This is a genomic window from Paenibacillus sp. SZ31, from assembly GCF_012912005.1.
Taxonomy (GTDB): Bacteria; Bacillota; Bacilli; order Paenibacillales; family Paenibacillaceae; genus Paenibacillus.
Genome location: NZ_JABBEA010000010.1, coordinates 152752 through 171089, shown reverse-complemented (window position 1 = coordinate 171089; position 18338 = coordinate 152752). Strand labels below are relative to the sequence as shown.

Annotated in this window: 13 protein-coding genes; all 13 read left to right on the top strand. The window is 48.0% G+C overall.

The genetic code is table 11. The features are described 5' to 3' along the window. Positions 1-7: 7 nt before the first annotated feature. Entirely contained in the window at positions 8-2341 is a 2334-nt protein-coding gene (locus tag HF638_RS19285) for a penicillin-binding transpeptidase domain-containing protein (RefSeq protein WP_169481622.1), read from the top strand. 93 nt (positions 2342-2434) lie between these two features. Then, on the top strand, positions 2435-4387 hold the full coding sequence (locus HF638_RS19280) for a stage V sporulation protein D (RefSeq protein WP_169481621.1): 1953 nt from the start codon (positions 2435-2437) through the stop codon (positions 4385-4387). A gap of 140 nt (positions 4388-4527) precedes the next feature. Further along, entirely contained in the window at positions 4528-6015 is a 1488-nt protein-coding gene (locus HF638_RS19275; RefSeq protein WP_169481620.1) for a UDP-N-acetylmuramoyl-L-alanyl-D-glutamate--2,6-diaminopimelate ligase, read from the top strand. Beyond that, a complete protein-coding gene (locus HF638_RS19270) occupies positions 6015-7427 on the top strand; it encodes a UDP-N-acetylmuramoyl-tripeptide--D-alanyl-D-alanine ligase (protein WP_169481668.1) in 1413 nt (470 codons plus the stop codon). Before HF638_RS19275 ends, HF638_RS19270 begins: the two co-directional genes overlap by 1 nt. Positions 7428-7439: 12 nt before the next feature. Beyond that, positions 7440-8408, top strand: coding sequence for a phospho-N-acetylmuramoyl-pentapeptide-transferase (gene mraY, locus HF638_RS19265; RefSeq protein WP_169481619.1), 969 nt, complete (start codon positions 7440-7442; stop codon positions 8406-8408). Between the two features lie 3 nt (positions 8409-8411). Then, positions 8412-9833, top strand: a complete 1422-nt coding sequence (gene murD / locus HF638_RS19260) for a UDP-N-acetylmuramoyl-L-alanine--D-glutamate ligase (protein ID WP_169481618.1) — start codon at positions 8412-8414, stop codon at positions 9831-9833. A gap of 48 nt (positions 9834-9881) precedes the next feature. Continuing rightward, complete coding sequence (gene spoVE / locus HF638_RS19255; protein WP_169481617.1) at positions 9882-10979, top strand: stage V sporulation protein E; 1098 nt, start codon at positions 9882-9884, stop codon at positions 10977-10979. Between the two features lie 7 nt (positions 10980-10986). Then, positions 10987-12096 carry an undecaprenyldiphospho-muramoylpentapeptide beta-N-acetylglucosaminyltransferase gene (gene murG / locus HF638_RS19250; protein WP_169481616.1) on the top strand — a complete coding sequence of 370 codons (1110 nt, stop codon included), beginning with the start codon at positions 10987-10989 and terminating at the stop codon, positions 12094-12096. Between the two features lie 149 nt (positions 12097-12245). Beyond that, entirely contained in the window at positions 12246-13151 is a 906-nt protein-coding gene (gene murB / locus HF638_RS19245) for a UDP-N-acetylmuramate dehydrogenase (protein WP_169481615.1), read from the top strand. 17 nt (positions 13152-13168) lie between these two features. After that, positions 13169-14452 carry a UDP-N-acetylglucosamine 1-carboxyvinyltransferase gene (murA, locus tag HF638_RS19240; RefSeq protein ID WP_169481614.1) on the top strand — a complete coding sequence of 428 codons (1284 nt, stop codon included), beginning with the start codon at positions 13169-13171 and terminating at the stop codon, positions 14450-14452. A gap of 58 nt (positions 14453-14510) precedes the next feature. Then, positions 14511-15278, top strand: coding sequence for a cell division protein FtsQ/DivIB (locus HF638_RS19235; RefSeq protein WP_169481613.1), 768 nt, complete (start codon positions 14511-14513; stop codon positions 15276-15278). 293 nt (positions 15279-15571) lie between these two features. Further along, a complete protein-coding gene (gene ftsA / locus HF638_RS19230; RefSeq protein WP_169481612.1) occupies positions 15572-16852 on the top strand; it encodes a cell division protein FtsA in 1281 nt (426 codons plus the stop codon). Positions 16853-17002: 150 nt separating this feature from the next. Beyond that, a complete protein-coding gene (gene ftsZ / locus HF638_RS19225) occupies positions 17003-18118 on the top strand; it encodes a cell division protein FtsZ (RefSeq protein ID WP_017687306.1) in 1116 nt (371 codons plus the stop codon). Positions 18119-18338 lie beyond the last annotated feature (220 nt).

Sequence of the window (18338 nt, the reverse complement as noted above, 5' to 3'; positions counted from 1 at the left end):
TGTTCCGATGATAAAAAGAATAAAGATGCGCACGTTGCTAATAGGGGGATGTATTACCCTCTTTTTTCTTGTACTCGTAACCCGAATCTTTTTCATTCAAGTTGTGAATGGCGGTGTATGGCAGGAACGGGCGGCTGGTCTGGTAGAGCGGGAACAGACGATTAAGGCTGCGCGTGGTACGATTACGGATCGCAATGGTAACGTGTTGGCTACCGATGCGCCTGCATACACGGTTTCGGTCAATCCCCTCTTGATCGATGAACTCGGCATACAGGATGTCGTCACGGAGAAACTCTCTACCCTTCTAGGGAAAAATGAGAGTGAGATGCGTGCTCTGGTCACAGCCAAAAATAAAGATGGAATTTTCTATCAGCAACGTGAAGTGCGCAGTGAAGGATATAAAATCAGTCCTGAGCTTGCTGCAAAAGTCAATGAGCTGCGTGAAGAACTGCAAGATGAATATAAGGCGCGTAATGCAATCGTAATGGCTCAAGAGTCGAAGCGTTTTTACCCTGAAGAAACACTTGCTTCTCATCTCTTGGGATATATGAGCCGTGACGGGAAAGCTGTCAATGGACTCGAAGTCTCATATGATGAAGCACTGACAGGTACAGACGGGTATCTGAATTATCAGAAGGATGCCAAAGGCATTAAACTTCCGGATTCACAGGATAACTATCTGCCACCTCAGAACGGGAAAAACCTCACACTGACCATCGATGATACGATCCAGTTCTACATTGAGGATGCTATGAAAGAAGCGGTCGCCAAGTATAACCCACTGAGCATGACGGTTATTGCTGCGGACCCGAACACGATGGAGATTCTGGGGATGGCGAACTGGCCGACCTTTAACCCTAATACGTATGGGAGCACACCTGATCAAAAGAACTTTATTAATCATGCGACGCAATCCATCTATGAGCCGGGTTCTACATTCAAAATCGTTACACTGGCAGGGGCTGTGGAAGAAAAACTCTTCGATCCCAATGCAAGTTTTGAGTCCAAGCGCATGTATATTGGCGGTTTCCCGATTAGTGATAATGGTCATTCCTATGGTTGGATCTCTTATCTCGAAGGTGTCAAACGGTCAAGTAACATTGCCTTTGTTAACTTGGGTTACAACATGCTTGGTGGTGAACGTCTGCGTCATTACATAGACGAATTCGGTTTTGGCAAAAAGACAGGTATTGATCTGCCGAGTGAAGCTGCTTCACCGATCAAGCCACTGGTCTACAAATCCGAGATTGCTACCGCAGCTTACGGTCACGGTCTTGTACAGGTAACACCAATTCAACAGGTCGCAGCAATCTCTGCGATTGCTAACGGTGGTAAGTTACTTGAGCCGCACCTGGTGAAGGAGATCAAGAATCCGAATGATGGGACCGCGGAAGTGATCAAACCCAAAGTTGTTCGTCAGGTGATCTCCAAAGAATCTTCCAAACTGGTGAGTGGTTATCTGGAACAAGTGGTTGCAGACCAAACGATTGGTACGGGTCGTAACGCCTATATTGAAGGTTACCGTGTAGCTGGTAAGACGGGTACAGCAAGGAAGGTCGTTAACGGGCAGTACAGTAAGTCGAAAGACGTTGTATCGTTTATTGGATTTGCACCCGTGAATAATCCGAAGATTGCTATACTTGTTGTCATTGACCAACCGGACGGAACCAACATTGGGGGAGGAACTGCGGCTGCCCCGGTATTCAAAAAAATCGTGAGCCAAACTCTTCAATATATGGGAGTTCCCAAGGATACAGCTAAAACCGCTGACAAAAAGTCAAAAGAAGTGCCTGTCGTGCAAGCCAAGGCACCTGACCTGAGTGGCAAGACAGCCAAACAGGCCAGAAGCCAACTTCTAAGCGCAGGTATTGCTTATGTAACTCTTGGTCAAGGTGATAATGTGATTAGGCAGTACCCTGTTGCCGGAGCATCCATGAATCCAGGTCAACGAATCTATCTGCTTACGGAAGAAAGCAGCAAGATGAAGGTTCCTGATCTAACAGGTGAATCTCTCCGGGATGCTCTTGAAGTGCTTTCTCTCATGAAAGTGGGAGTAACGGTCAAGGGTGAAGGGTATGTCGTGAAGCAAACTGAGCAAGTAGCAGGCGAGCAGAGAACCGTACAGTTGAATTTGCAGACTGCCAAAGCCGCAGTTACCGGCATAGCAGATGAGGCTCCAGTCTCTTCTGATCCGTCCTCAGAAACCGAAGAGAAGGAACAAGACGCTTCGGGAGCAGAAGGTAAAACCGACGGAAAAGACGAAACAGATAACAATAAGGCTCCTGCCAGTGAATCCGAATCCTCTGATGAACCAGCAACAAATGGGGCTTCACTACCATAGGGAGCTCTGACAGCTTGTTCTAACCCCCGGTTGTCCTGAATATTCATGAATGGAACGAGATCATGATTTTGGGACGAGTGGGGGGATCTTTTCGTGAAGGGATCAAGCGTAAATCTGCGTCGCAGGTTGCTATGGAGTTTAGTATTTTTAGTTTTGTTATTTTCGGCCTTGGTGATCAGGCTTGCTTATGTACAGCTCGGGCAAGGCCCTGAATTGTCAGCAAAAGCAGAAGAATCTTGGCGTCGTAATATTCCTTACTCTGCCAAGCGAGGAGAGATCCTCGATCGAAATGGGACCTCTCTGGCCTATAATGTGACAACACCGACCATTATGGCTATCCCGGCACAAGTCAAGGAAGCTGAGACAACAGCCAGAGCGCTGGCTCCATTGCTGGGGATGACGGAAGAGAAAGTGCTGGCAACCATCAAGAAACGAGAACTCATTGTACGATTACAACCCGGCGGCCGCAAAATTACGATGGATAAAGCTCAGCGCATCCGTGATTTGAAGCTTCCGGGTATCGTTGTTGCTGAGGACAATAAACGTTTTTATCCCTATGATGATCTGGCAGCCCATATTCTCGGATTTACGGGGATTGATAATCAAGGCTTAACGGGTGTTGAGAAGAAATATGATGATAAGCTGAATGGTTTGAATGGCAGTGTGTCCTACTTGTCCGATGCGGCCGGAAGGCTAATGCCGGGCTCATCCGAGAAGTATGTGGAACCGAAGGACGGCCTTAACCTCAAGCTGACCATTGATAAATCCATTCAGTCCATCATGGAGAGAGAACTGGACCAGGCCATGGTGAAGTTCCAAGCGAACTCAGCACTGGCTATAGCGATGAATCCCAAAACGGGTGAAATTTTGGGTATGTCGAGCAGGCCGGGATACGAACCGGCCGATTATCAGCAATATCCCGCGGAGATATACAATCGGAATTTACCGATCTGGATGACCTACGAACCGGGTTCCACATTCAAGATCATTACCTTGGCAGCAGCGCTTGAAGAGAAAAAGGTCAATCTGCAACAGGATCAATTTTTTGATCCCGGATATGTTGAGGTGGGTGGAGCGCGTCTGCGTTGCTGGAAAAAGGGCGGCCACGGAAGTCAGACTTTCCTGCAAGTTGTAGAGAACTCATGCAACCCGGGATTTGTAGCTCTGGGGCAGAGACTGGGAAAAGAATCGCTCTTCTCCTATATTAAAGACTTTGGCTTCGGTACCAAAACGGGAATTGACCTCAGTGGAGAAGCCAGTGGGATTTTGTTCAAACTGTCCAGAGTAGGACCTGTCGAACTTGCAACAACTGCTTTTGGTCAAGGTGTATCCGTTACCCCTATTCAACAAGTAGCGGCTGTGTCAGCGGCCATCAATGGGGGTAAACTTTACAAGCCATATGTTACGAAAGCGTGGGTCCATCCGGTTACGGGAGAAGTGATGGAAGAAGCCAAGCCGGAGCTGGTTCGTCAGGTGATCTCGGAGAATACATCCAAGCAAGTACGTGAAGCACTCGAGAGTGTTGTCGCGAAAGGTACTGGGCGTCCGGCATTCATTGATGGATACCGGGTCGGTGGCAAAACAGGTACAGCCCAGAAGGTCATCAACGGACGTTATTCCTCAACCGAGCATATCGTATCCTTTATCGGATTTGCACCGGCAGATGACCCTCAGATTGTAGTCTATACCGCAGTGGATAATCCCAAAGGAATACAGTTCGGGGGTGTAGTTGCCGCCCCGATTGTACAGAACATCCTTGAGGATGCGCTGCATTACATGAATGTTCCTGTTCGGAAGGATCAGGTCGCCAAAGAATACAAATATGGTGAGACCAAAATCGTGACGGTTCCAGATCTGACAGGAGCTACAGTCGAAGATCTGTATGAAGACCTGAACATGAATTTTATGCTGGCAAAGTCCGGCAGTGGCAAATATGTGATTAATCAGGCACCTAAGCCTGGGGCAAGGGTAGATCAGGGTTCAACCATCCGCATTTACATGGGGGATGTTCTGAACGATGCGCATGACCACACAAAGGATGAATAATGCGGCTTTGGAGCAGTTTGTGGCTTCAAGCGCAACAAAATTCATCCTAACGCGTTTCATTATTTGATTGTATTGACGATATTAATAAATACAGACATATGCTAAAACAGAAGTATAATTGGAAAAGTGAGGTTATTCATGTGCTTTTAAAACAATTTGCATCGATGCTGACCACCGCCCGTCTCGTGGGCGAATCGAATACAGAATGCCAAAACCTTCAGACAGATTCCCGGCAGGTAAAACCGGGTGATCTGTTTATCTGTCTTCCGGGACATACGGTAGATGGTCATGATTATGCAGAAAAAGCCGTCAATGCCGGTGCAGTTGCATTGGTGGTTGAACGTCAGCTGGATCTGCCTGTACCACAATTGCTGGTGAAGGACAGTCGGTTTGCGATGGCTGTTCTGGCAGATTTCTTTTTTGACTCGCCAAGCCAGAAGATGAATATGATTGGTGTAACGGGAACGAACGGCAAAACAACGACCACCTATTTGATTGAAAAAATCATGAGCGATTTTGGACGCAAGACGGGATTAATTGGTACCATTCAAATGCGGTATGACGGTCGCACCTACCCGATGTCAGGAACGACACCAGAGGCGCTTGATCTGCAGCGTAGTCTGCATGATATGGTTCAGAAGGGGACGGACTGCTGTGTTATGGAAGTTTCTTCTCACGCACTGGAACAAGGGCGAGTAAAGGGGACGAATTTCCGTACTGCGGTATTCACTAACCTGACGCAGGATCATTTGGACTACCACCATTCCATGGAGGAATATCGCGGGGCCAAAGGGTTGTTCTTTGCACGACTGGGTAACGGATATACCGAAGATGCTTCACAGCGTAAATTCGCTGTCATCAATGCAGATGATCCAGCTGCGGCTTATTTCATCTCTGTGACTGCGGCTGAAGTGATTACATATGGCATGGGTGAAGAGGCAGATGTGCGCGCATCCCAAATCTCAATTACCTCTCAGGGGACTTCTTTCCACGTGGATACATTTGCAGGCAGCACGGATATCCGCTTGCGCATGGTAGGTAAATTCAATGTGTACAATGCGATGGCAGCAATATCTGCAGCGCTGGTGGAAGGCGTTCCACTGGAGGAGATCAAGCGCAGTCTGGAGACGGTTCCGGGTGTGGATGGACGTGTTGAAGGAGTGGACGAAGGACAGCCATTTGCTGTTATTGTCGATTATGCCCATACACCGGATGGACTGGAGAATGTACTGCGGACGGTGAAGGAATTTGCTGAAGGACGTGTAATCTGTGTGTTTGGGTGTGGTGGTGACAGAGACCGTACCAAACGACCTCTCATGGGTAAGATTGCTGCGAAGTATAGTGATTTTGTACTCGTCACATCTGATAATCCACGGACAGAAGATCCGGATCTGATTCTCAAAGACATTGAACAGGGCCTGATTGAAGAATCCGTTCCTGCTGAACGTTATACGATGATTGTGGATCGGCGCCAAGCGATTCATGAAGCTATTGAAATGGCAAGCCCAGCCGATGTAGTATTGATTGCGGGCAAGGGTCACGAGACCTATCAGATTATCGGCACAACCAAAACCGATTTTGATGACCGAATCATAGCCAAAGAAGCGATAAGGGGCAAATCCAATTGATAAAAAGAACATTGGCACAATTGGCCGAGATGTGTGGAGGAACATTAAGTGACGTTGCTGCTCATGGCAATGTAATGGTCGAAGGGGTGTTTACCGATTCGCGTAAACCCCTGGGAGGCAGCTTGTTTATCCCGCTAGTGGGTGAAAGGTTTGACGGACACGAATTTGTGCAAGCCTGTCTAGAGAAGGGTGCCGCAGGAGCGATCTGGCAAAAGGATCATGGTATTCCGCCACAAGGAGCTGTCATTGTTGTTGACGACACACTTGTCGCACTGCAAGCACTCGCATCTGCCTATCTAACGGAGAATAAAGCTGCTGTTGTTGGCATTACAGGCAGTAACGGCAAGACGACAACGAAGGACATCGTGGATGCGATTCTCTCGGCGACGTTCAAAGTGCACAAGACACAAGGAAACTTCAACAACCATATTGGTTTACCATTGACTGTACTAAGCATGGACCCGGATACAGAGATTATCATTTTGGAGATGGGTATGAGTGGTCGCGGGGAAATTAACGATTTATCGGTTATTGCGCAGCCTGATGTAGCGATCATTACCAATATTGGTGAATCTCATCTGCTGCAACTGGGGTCGAGATTGGAGATTGCCAGAGCCAAAGCCGAGATTGCAGCGGGAATGAAACCGGACGGGTTACTGATCTACAACGGAGACGAGCCTTTAATTGCACAAGTCCTTGAAGAACCCGCAACGAAACAACCGGAGGGATTGCAGCGGTATACATTTGGTCTGCAAACCGATAATGATGACTATCCTACCGGACTCATGAATGCACAGAACGGGGTCGTTTTCACCACGAAACAGTCTGGAGACCATGCAATTACGCTCCCCCTGCTGGGAACGCATAATGTCGTTAACTGTCTGGCTGCCCTCGCTGTAGCCCGTCATTTTGGAGTGACTACGGAACAGATTGCTGCGGGATTGTCCCGCTTGAAACTGACAGGCATGCGCATTGAGGTTACGCAAGGCGTTAGTGGTCTGACCCTGCTGAATGATGCATACAATGCAAGTCCAACTTCCATGAAGGCCGCCATTGATGTATTAGAGGGTCTGAAAGGGTATCGCATGAAAGTGGCTGTGCTTGGTGATATGCTTGAACTCGGTCCTCAGGAGCAGGATCTGCATTACGGAATCGGAGAGTATATCACATCTGCCAAAATGGACATGGTGCTGGTATATGGTCCGCTATCAGCTAATATTGCTGAAGGAGCAAGAAAGCAAATGCCGGCTGAGGCTGTGCATGCTTTTATAGATAAAGAAGAAATGACCCGTTATCTTCTGGAAAAACTACATCCCAGAGACGTTGTCTTGTTCAAAGCCTCAAGGGGCATGAAGCTGGAGGACGTGGTCGAAGCACTACAAATAGCACCATTACAGAATCGAGTAGACTAGAGGGGTGAACCCATGGATTTTCAGGTATTACTGTTAACAATCGGCGTTTCATTTATTCTGGCGGTGATTGCTGCACCGCTCCTGATTCCGCTGTTACGACGCATGAAATTCGGACAGCAGGTTAGGGAAGATGGGCCTCAGAGCCATTTGAAAAAGAGCGGAACACCTACAATGGGTGGCGTCGTCATTTTAGTTGCGTTCACATTGGCCTTTTTGAAATTTTCAGCAGTCAAGAATACAGACTTTTATGTCTTGCTCGTGGCTACGCTGGGATTCGGGTTGATTGGTTTCCTGGATGATTACATCAAAATTGTGTTCAAACGCTCACTGGGACTCACTGCCAGACAAAAAATGCTGGGACAATTGTTCTTCAGTGCAGTGATGTGTTTCTTGCTGATCCAGAATGGGCACAGCACAGCCATCTCTATTCCGGGTACGTCATTCTCGTTCGACTGGACCGGATGGTTCTATTATCCGTTTGTCGTATTCATGATGCTTGCCATTACCAATGCGGTTAACTTTACCGATGGTTTGGATGGTTTGCTGTCCGGGGTAAGTGCCATTGCCTTTGGGGCGTTTGCCATTGTGGCGATGCAAGCCACGTCGATGCCGGCAGCTGTAGCTGCAGCTGCTATGATCGGAGCTGTGCTCGGTTTCTTGGTATATAACGCGCATCCGGCCAAAGTGTTTATGGGAGACACAGGTTCTCTAGGTATTGGCGGTGCAATTGGTGCGGTAGCGATTGTAACCAAAACAGAGCTTCTATTTGTCATTATTGGCGGTATTTTTGTCATCGAGATTCTGTCTGTTATTATTCAAGTGGTATCATTCAAGACTCGCGGCAAACGTGTATTCAAAATGAGCCCTATTCACCATCACTTTGAATTAAGTGGTTGGTCAGAATGGCGGGTTGTTATTACTTTTTGGGCGGTAGGCGCAATTTTGGCCGCTCTTGGACTTTATCTCAACAAGGGGTTGTAGATCATGAACCATCCTGAATCATATCGCGGACAACAAGTCGTCGTGCTCGGATTGGCCAAAAGCGGCGTACAAGTCGCCAAAGTACTGGACCGTGCCGGAGCGAAGGTTACAGTGAATGATAAAAAAGAGAGAGAACAGTGTCCCGAAGCTTCCGAATTGGAGGCTTTGGGAATTTCTGTTGTATGCGGAGGACATCCGGATGATCTGATTCACAGTGATGTGAAGCTGGTCGTTAAAAACCCGGGTATCCCATACCATGCTGCTCCTGTGCAGCAAGCTTTGGCATTAGGCATTGAAGTGGTGACAGAGGTTGAGGTCGCTTATCATCTATGTGCTGCACCCATGATTGGTATTACAGGCTCCAACGGGAAAACAACAACGACCACTTGGGTGGGAAAAATGTTGGAACATGCCGGTCTCAAACCGATCGTTGCCGGTAATATCGGAACACCACTCTGTGAAGCGGCAGAGCAAGCTTCTCCAGAACACTGGATGGTCGTCGAGCTTAGCAGTTTCCAACTCAAAGGAACGGCTGATTTCCGTCCGCGTATCGCCAGCTTGCTTAACGTTGCAGAGACGCATCTGGACTATCATGGGGGCATGGATGATTATGTGGCTTCCAAAGCTAAACTGTTCGCCAATCAGCAGCCTGATGACGTAGCCATCCTGAATTGGGATGATGCGGTATGTCGTGGTCTGGTTCCTTACATCAAAGGCAGATTGCTTCCTTTCTCAGTGACAGAAAAATTGGATACAGGTGTGTATGCAGATCCTCCTTATGTGGATGGAGAAGAGGATGATGTGAAGCGTCAGGTTATCTACGCGGATGAAAACGGAAATCTGCACATCATTATCGACATTGAGGATATTGGCCTTCCTGGGCGATTCAATGTGGAAAATGCACTGGCTGCTGTGGCTATCGCCGTAGCGGCAGGAGCTGATCCTGCGGTGCTGGCTGTTCCGCTTGCAGACTTCAAGGGAGTTGAACACCGACTTGAATATGTTCTAGAGCATAATGGATCTGCATACTACAACAACTCCAAAGCGACCAATTCGAAGGCTACGGTCATGGCCCTGAATTCATTCAAGGAACCGGTCGTGTTAATTGCCGGAGGGCTGGATCGTGGATCAGACATGATGGAATTGTTACCTTTGTTCCAAGAACGGGTAAAAGCTGTCGTTGCAATTGGAGAGACACGGACAAAAATTGCCAAGGTCGCGGAACTTGCCGGATTAAAGCAAATTAAGGTCGTCGATAATGAGGAGGACGCTGCCCGGACGTTAACCGTTGCTGTGCAGGAAGCATCGAAACTTGCCACTGCTGGTGATGTCGTTTTGTTATCCCCGGCATGTGCAAGTTGGGATATGTTTGCTTCCTATGAAGAGCGGGGACGCATTTTTAAAGAGGCGGCGCATAACTTGTAAGTAGGGGGGTGGAAAAGCCCCTACTTCCATGCAAGGGGTGGCCTCCTGATGAAACAGACGCGACCGGCACCAGATATTTGGTTGCTGACTTGTATTTTGGCATTGCTTGCCATCGGCATCATAATGGTATATAGCGCGGGCTCGGTGCTTGCCTTTCATGATTATGGCGATTCATTTTATTTTGTAAAAAGACAGGCCCTGTTTGCGGTGCTTGGGCTTGTGGCCATGTTCGTAACTGCTAATGTAGACTACCGGGTGTGGAGGAAATATGCCAAGCCAATATTGATTGCCTGTTTTATTATGCTCATTGCGGTGCTCATTCCTGGCATCGGAGTGGTTCGCGGCGGCGCACGTAGTTGGCTGGGTATAGGTTCGTTCGGTATCCAGCCCTCAGAATTCATGAAGCTGGGCATGATTTTGTTTCTTGCTCACTGGCTGGGCAAGGAGCCAGGCAAAATCAAGACCTTCACAACGGGGCTTCTGCCACCGCTGGGATTGATCGGTTTGGCTTTTGGTATTATTATGCTGCAACCTGATTTGGGGACAGGCACTGTGATGATGGGCGCATCGATGCTTATTATTTTTACAGCCGGAGCACGAATGAAACATCTAAGCTTGCTTGCTCTTGGCGGCGTAGCCGGATTTGCAGCGTTGATCGCAGCAGCCCCCTATCGGTTGCAGCGTATCACAGCGTTTTTGGACCCATGGTCCGATCCGCTGGGTGCCGGTTATCAGATCATTCAATCGTTATACGCGATTGGTCCAGGTGGTCTGGCGGGATTGGGACTGGGTATGAGCCGGCAGAAGTACAGTTATGTACCTGAACCGCAAACGGACTTTATTTTTAGTATTTTGGCCGAAGAACTCGGCTTTATAGGTGGAATGATTGTATTATTGTTGTTTCTGGTGCTGGTGTGGAGAGGAATGCGTGTAGCGATGACCGTCCCGGATGCCTTCGGCAGCCTGCTTGGTGTTGGTATCGTAGGTATGGTCGCCGTGCAGGTCATTATTAACATTGGTGTTGTCATTGGAATGATGCCAGTTACGGGTATTACCTTACCTCTGATCAGTTACGGCGGATCATCGTTAACCCTCATGCTCACAGCACTGGGCATTTTAGTGAACTTATCCCGTTATGCGAGGTGACTATGCGATGCGAGTCGTTCTTAGCGGTGGCGGTACGGGTGGACATATCTATCCGGCCGTTGCCATAGCAAGACAATGCGAGGCGGAGAACCCGGACTCGACATTTCTATATATTGGCGGAACCAGAGGGCTGGAAAGCAAACTGGTTCCTCAGGAAAATATTCCTTTTAAATCCATTGATATTACCGGTTTTCGGCGCAAATTGTCCATCGATAACCTGAAAACGGTCATGCGTTTCATCCAAGGTGTACGCAAGTCCAAAAAAATGCTGAAGGAATTCAAACCGGATGTTGTGATTGGTACGGGTGGATATGTGTGTGGACCTGTGGTGTATGCAGCAACAAAACTGGGGATTCCGAGTATAATTCATGAACAGAACGCCATTCCGGGTCTAACTAACAAATTTTTGATGCGTTATGTGGACACGGTTGCCGTTAGCTTTGAAGGTCTTGAAAAATCGTTTTCGGGTGCGAAAAAGGTGATCTACACCGGTAATCCGCGAGCGACTACGGTAGCTCAGGCTAGCCGTGATCGTGGTTTTGCCACGTTAGGTGTCCCGATGAACAGCCGTGTTGTTCTTGTGGTCGGTGGCAGTCGTGGAGCAAAAGCAATCAATAAAGCCATGGTGGACATGGCTCCAATGCTGGAACAGCTGGATGATGTACATGTGGTTTACGTGACAGGGGATACCTATTTTGATGAAACGCGTGAAGCTATTCGCAGTTCATTGGGTACGATGCCAAATCACCTGCATGTTCTGCCTTACGTGCACAATATGCCTGAGGTACTTGCTTGCACATCCTTGATTGTAAACCGCGCTGGAGCATCATTCCTTGCGGAGATTACATCACTGGGTATTCCTTCGATCCTGATTCCGTCACCTAACGTGACCAACAATCATCAGGAAGCCAATGCACGCAAGCTTGAAGGTGGAGGCGCGTCGCTCACGATGCTGGAGAAGGATCTTACAGGCAAAGTACTGTATGAAGCCATCGCCGGGATTATGAATGATGAACTCGGACGCAAACGAATGGCTGAAGCCTCCCGGAAACTGGGGAAACCGGATGCAGCTGAAGTACTTGTGCGTGAAATTCAGCGTCTTGCTGCACGCCGATAAAGTGCGTTTGTGGGCGATTGTCACACACAAGACGGGACTGACATAAGATACCGTATAAATCGTGACCATCGTTCCATGGCGCCAGAACACGGTCTGTAGCAACAGAACATATCGTGTTCATCGGTTTTGAAGCAAAGGAGGATGCACACATGCACCAGTGGATATCGATACTGTCCCAGCATAATGTTGGCAGAGTTCTTGAAAACGAATCGTTAGCCAAATACACCACATGGAAGATCGGCGGTCCTGCGGATGCACTGGTCATTCCGGAGAATAAAGAGCAGATGATACATCTCGTTCAATTGCTTCACAAGCATCAGATTCCGTGGATGCAACTTGGACGGGGTTCAAACATGCTGGTGTCAGACAAAGGAATACGTGGTGTTGTTGTGAAACCGGGCGAAGGCTTTGATTATGCCGAGTTTCACGAAGGCGGCGTAACCGCCGGAGCGGCGCATTCTTTTGTTAAACTCAGTGTGGTTGCTGCCAAAAAGGAATGGACCGGTCTGGAATTCGGCAGCGGTATCCCCGGCACGGTCGGTGGGGCCGTATACATGAACGCAGGTGCTCATGGATCGGATGTGTCACGGATATTCAAATTCGCTGAGATTGTACTGGAGACAGGGGAATTGGTACGTTACAGCAAGGAGGACATGGATTTTGCCTACCGCCACTCTGTTCTGCATGACCGGAGAGGCATCGTGCTGGAAGCTACATTCGAACTTCAGCAGGGAGAGCGCAAAGTCATTTCGGAAGCCATGGCGGCTTACAAAGATCGCCGGCGCCGCACACAGCCACTGCAGATGGCATGTGCAGGCAGCGTGTTCCGGAACCCTCCGGGTGATCATGCAGCCCGTCTGATTGAAGCAGCAGGGCTGAAAGGGTTGACTCAGGGAGGCGCACAGGTATCCACCATGCATGCCAATTTCATTGTCAATACAGGGCAAGCAACAGCAGAGGACGTTATCACCCTAATGCAGCAGATTCAGAGCACTATATCATCTCAAAACGGTATTAACCTGGTACCGGAAGTCTTCGTAGTGGGTGAGCGGTAAACCCCGGAGGTGATACATTGGACAAATTGGTGATTGAAGGCGGGAAACCCCTCTCAGGATCCATACGCATCCATGGAGCAAAAAATGCCGCTTTACCGATTATGGCCGCAAGTTTGTTGGCAGATGGAGAAGTTACACTGCATAACGTTCCACACTTGCTGGACATTGAAGTGATGCTGTATATCCTGGAACGGCTTGGATGCACGTGTCGGCATGAACAGGGAACAGTGACGATTAACACCTCGTCTATCCGGTCATATGATGTGCCAGAAGATCTAATGAAGCAGATGCGCTCTTCCATTTTTTTGATGGGACCATTGCTGGCTAAGTTTGGGCAAGTGTCAGTGTACCAGCCAGGGGGCTGTGCCATTGGAGAACGCAAAATTGATCTTCACCTCCGGGGCCTGGAAGCGCTCGGAGCTTTGATTGAAGAGCAGGACCAACAGATTATATGTCATGGTAAGAATCTGGTGGGTACAGATATTCATTTGGATTTCCCGAGTGTGGGAGCGACCGAGAATATCATGATGGCAGCCGTTATGGCGACAGGCACGACAACCATATGCAACGCCGCAAGAGAACCTGAAATACAGGATCTGCAAAACTTCCTGAATGCTATGGGTGCAAGCATCATTGGTGCAGGAACGGATACGATCACGATTAATGGCGTTGAGAAACTGAAGCCTTGTTCGTATGAGATTATACCGGATCGAATCGTTGCTGGAACCGTTATGATTGCAGCCGCGGCAACACGAGGCAATGTTACGCTTACACACTGCAATCCGGCTCATCTTACTTCACTTATACATGTGTTGAAGCGCACTGGTGTTCAAATCACAGTCTGCAATGATATAATGACGGTGAGCTGTATGAGCCGTCCAAAATCAGTAGACCGTATTGTGACTTCTCCGTATCCTTCGTTTCCGACAGATCTGCAATCGCAAATCATGGTGCTGCTCAGTCTGGCAGACGGATTCAGTGTGATGAAGGAAACGGTATTCGAGGGCCGGTTCAAACATGTGGATGAGCTGAATGTGATGGGGGCTGATATTTCAGTCGATCTGAACGCAGCATTTATCCGTGGTGTTCCCCGTCTATACGGGGCAACAGTAGAAGCAACCGATCTTCGTGCAGGTGCAGCTCTGGTTATTGCAGGTCTGGCTGCTCAAGGCAAAACGGTTGTGGAGCAAGTGCATCATATTGACCGGGGATACGATCAGATCGAGAAGTTATTCCAGAGTCTTGGAGCATCGGTTGAGCGACAGTCGCCCGTTTCGAAACAGTTGGATTTTGCCAATTAACGTCCTTGGCGTCCCCTTCTTGAAGGGAGGGGACCTGAGGCTTTGTGGAGCGCTACTTATGCCTAAAAGTCAAATTCCGGTTCTGAAGAAGAATCGGCCAAAAGGAAACACAAGCCGCAAAATTGTAATTATTCTATTATTACTTTTTATTGTATTGCTCGCTGTATTATTCTTTCGTTCTTCCATGAGTCGGATTTCGGCAATTGAAATTACGGGTAATGTATATACAGCGACTTCAGAACTGTTGGAAAAAAGCGGTCTGAGAGAAGGCGATCAATTTTTTGGGACAACTGCTGCTGAGGTTATTGAGCGTCTCAAGAGCATCAAGGCGATTTCAACCGTTACCGTGGACAAGCAATTCCCGGGTATTATTCATATCAAAGTTCAGGAATATGCCACGGTTGCGTATGAACTTGGTTCTGACGGTACGCTAAAAGCGATACTGGCCAGCGGGACAAGCTTGACGGTCCCGGCAACGATCGGTGTTGCTGTAGAGAAGCCCATATTGACCCAATGGAAGGCGGATGATCCGCTCAAAGCCGAGCTAAGCGAGACGCTGGCTAAAATTCCAAACGAATTGACGACGGATATTTCGGAGATTATTCCGAATCCTACGCCTTCATTTCCGGATCAGATTCGGATATATACCAAATCACAGTTTGAAGTGATTACAACCGTCTCACTTTTATCGGATAAAGTGGAGTATCTGAATCAGGTGATTGAGACTGAACGGCCTGGGAAAATCACTATGCTTGAAGCAGATACCTATGTACCTTTCATTCCGGATGACCCGGAAGATGAGGCTGAACCGGGAGCAACCCCCTGATCTTTGCCATTATGAGGCTGAACTTAATATGAAAGCCTAGGCGGGTCGGGGTTTGGCCCCGTCAGAGCAATGAAACTTGTTCTTTCTGAGAAGAAGAAAAAATGATACACTTGAACTTATGGCACATGAGTTGCCTCCTTCTTTTTTCTTCAAGGTTTTATGTCTCGCAACCAGATTTTGACACCCAAAAACATTGTAGAAAAAAGAGGGAAAGCCTGAAGTGTGTTGAATATGTTTTAAGAGTGTTTAAATCCGAACGTATTTTACTATTGGAGTCAGGAGGTGCCACAGACTTGAGCAACAATGACATCATTGTTAGTTTGGACATCGGTACATCCAAAATTCGCGCTATTATTGGGGAAATGAATAATGGAACCTTTAATATTATAGGAGTTGGATCTGCCGACTCGGAGGGAATTCGCAAAGGTGTAATCGTAGATATCGATCAGACGGTGCAGTCGATTCGCAACGCAGTGGATCATGCAGAACGTATGGTAGGTATTCAAATATCCGAAGTGTATGTTGGAATCTCGGGAAATCATATCGGACTGATGAGCAGTCACGGCGTCGTGGCTGTGTCTAACGAGGATCGTGAAATCGGAGAAGAAGACATGGAGCGGGTGTTGAAGGCAGCCGAAGTGATTGCAGTTCCGCCGGAACGGGAAATTATTGATGTTGTCGCCAAGCAATATGTTGTAGATGGCTTGGAGGGCATACAGGACCCCCGTGGTATGATTGGTGTTCGTCTGGAAGTTGAAGCGACGATCATTACGGGTGCAAAAACCGCGATACATAATCTTTTGCGCTGCGTGGAAAAAGCGGGTCTGAAAGTAAGCGATCTGGTTCTCATGTCGCTTGGAGCGGGTCAACTGGCTTTGTCCAAAGATGAAAAAACGATGGGTTCCGTGCTTGTTGATATTGGAGCAGGTGCAACAACCATCGCCATTTTTGAAGAAGACAGTCTTGTCGCAACATCAACGTTGCCTATTGGCGGGGAGTTTGTAACGAATGATATCGCCTATGGCTTACGCACGTTAACGGATCAAGCGGAGAAAGTGAAACTGAAATATGGCTGTGCCTGGTTGGATGATGCTGCTGCGGATGTGATGTTCAAAGTAACCCGAATCGGCAGTAATGTAGACAAGGAGTTTTCACAGGAGGATCTGGCGGCTATTATTGAACCTCGGGTTCAGGAAATATTCCAGATGATCTCTCAAGAAGTGAAGCGCCTTGGTTACAACGAGCTTCCTGGAGGTTATATACTAACGGGGGGTACGGTCTCTATGCCGGGGGTTCTGCAGGTGGCTCAGCATGAGCTTGCTGCTTCGGTACGAGTTGCAGTTCCGGATTATATTGGTGTGCGTGACCCTGGTTTCACAAGCGGAGTCGGCATATTGCACAGTGTGATTCGCAGTTTGCGCATTCGTCCCTCGACCAACAACGGCGGTGGAAATAACAATAATAATAACAACAAGAAACCGACCAACCGTCCGAAGCCTAATACGGCACAGGAATCGGAGCAAAAACCCGGTCTGTTCGAACGGCTGAAGAATATGTTCAGTGAATTTATATAACAGGTTGGATCCATTTCATACATTCTTGAAGCCGTCTGAATGCGCCGGTACTAAAATAAACGCTTTCGTTCGTCGATATATGAAATTGATTCGGTTCAAATCAAAAATTGGACGGGCCATCCATGCACATTGAGGGGGAGATGGAATAATATGTTGGAATTTGATTTCGAGATGGAGAGCTTGGCTCAGATTAAAGTCATCGGTGTAGGCGGCGGCGGAAGCAATGCAGTCAACCGTATGATTGAAAATGGTGTACAAGGTGTTGAATTTATTACGGTAAATACGGATGCTCAGGCGTTACACCTGGCGAAATCCGAGCATAAATTGCAAATCGGTGATAAATTGACTCGTGGTCTTGGCGCTGGCGCCAACCCGGATGTAGGTAAAAAAGCAGCGGAAGAGTCCCGCGATTTGATCATGAACACGTTGAAAGGTGCAGACATGGTATTTGTTACGGCCGGTATGGGCGGCGGTACAGGTACAGGTGCGGCTCCGGTTATTGCCGAAATCGCTAAAGAGTGTGGTGCACTTACAGTGGGTGTCGTAACTCGTCCATTTACATTTGAAGGACGCAAGCGTTCCAGCCATGCAGAGCAAGGTATTGAAGCGCTCAAAGAAAAAGTCGACACACTGATCGTGATTCCTAATGATCGTTTGCTCGAAATCGTAGACAAAAAGACACCTATGCTTGAAGCATTCCGTCAAGCGGATAACGTACTTCGTCAAGCTGTACAAGGTATTTCTGATTTGATCGCTGTACCGGGTCTGATCAACCTTGACTTTGCTGACGTCAAAACGATTATGCATGAACGTGGTTCTGCCCTTATGGGAATTGGTGAATCAACTGGTGAGAATCGTGCCGCAGAAGCAGCACGGAAAGCCATTATGAGTCCGTTGCTTGAAACTTCTATTGAAGGTGCTCGCGGCGTAATCATGAACATTACGGGGGGCGTTAATCTGTCCCTGTATGAAGTGAACGAAGCGGCAGAGATCGTAACGTCTGCTTCCGACCCGGAAGTGAATATGATCTTTGGTGCCATCATTGACGAAGACCTCAAAGAAGAAATTAAGGTTACGGTTATTGCAACTGGTTTTGAAGATAAACCTGCTCCACCACCACCAGGACGTAAACCAGCTCCAGCAACAGCGGAGACGACGGATACGCGTTCTCCGAACCTGCGTCCATTCGGAAATCAGCCGAGCAATGATCAGCTGGACATTCCGACATTTTTACGCAATCGTTCACGCAATAATAACAACGATTAATACGCATATCGATTTATCGAAAACCCGGTGCTCCTGATGGAGTGGCCGGGTTTTTTCTGTTTTTTTAGATATCATAACATACAGCATTGAACAAATTCTGAACAACGGGCCTGAGTAATTCCGACAAAAAAAGTTGGAAACACACCCCCATGATTAGACAGACTTTGAACAGGGGGCTCCGTATACTTGTGAATATGCTCAAGAATATCGGAATACCACT

Bases quoted from the DNA above. Each gene is read 5' to 3' on its own strand.
- ftsZ (WP_017687306.1), top strand. From the start codon at position 17,003: ATGTTGGAATTTGATTTCGAGATGGAGAGCTTGGCTCAGATTAAAGTC.
- murD (WP_169481618.1), top strand. From the start codon at position 8,412: ATGAACCATCCTGAATCATATCGCGGACAACAAGTCGTCGTGCTCGGA.
- murG (WP_169481616.1), top strand. From the start codon at position 10,987: ATGCGAGTCGTTCTTAGCGGTGGCGGTACGGGTGGACATATCTATCCG.
- HF638_RS19235 (WP_169481613.1), top strand. From the start codon at position 14,511: ATGCCTAAAAGTCAAATTCCGGTTCTGAAGAAGAATCGGCCAAAAGGA.
- mraY (WP_169481619.1), top strand. From the start codon at position 7,440: ATGGATTTTCAGGTATTACTGTTAACAATCGGCGTTTCATTTATTCTG.
- murB (WP_169481615.1), top strand. From the start codon at position 12,246: ATGCACCAGTGGATATCGATACTGTCCCAGCATAATGTTGGCAGAGTT.
- HF638_RS19285 (WP_169481622.1), top strand. From the start codon at position 8: ATGATAAAAAGAATAAAGATGCGCACGTTGCTAATAGGGGGATGTATT.
- spoVE (WP_169481617.1), top strand. From the start codon at position 9,882: ATGAAACAGACGCGACCGGCACCAGATATTTGGTTGCTGACTTGTATT.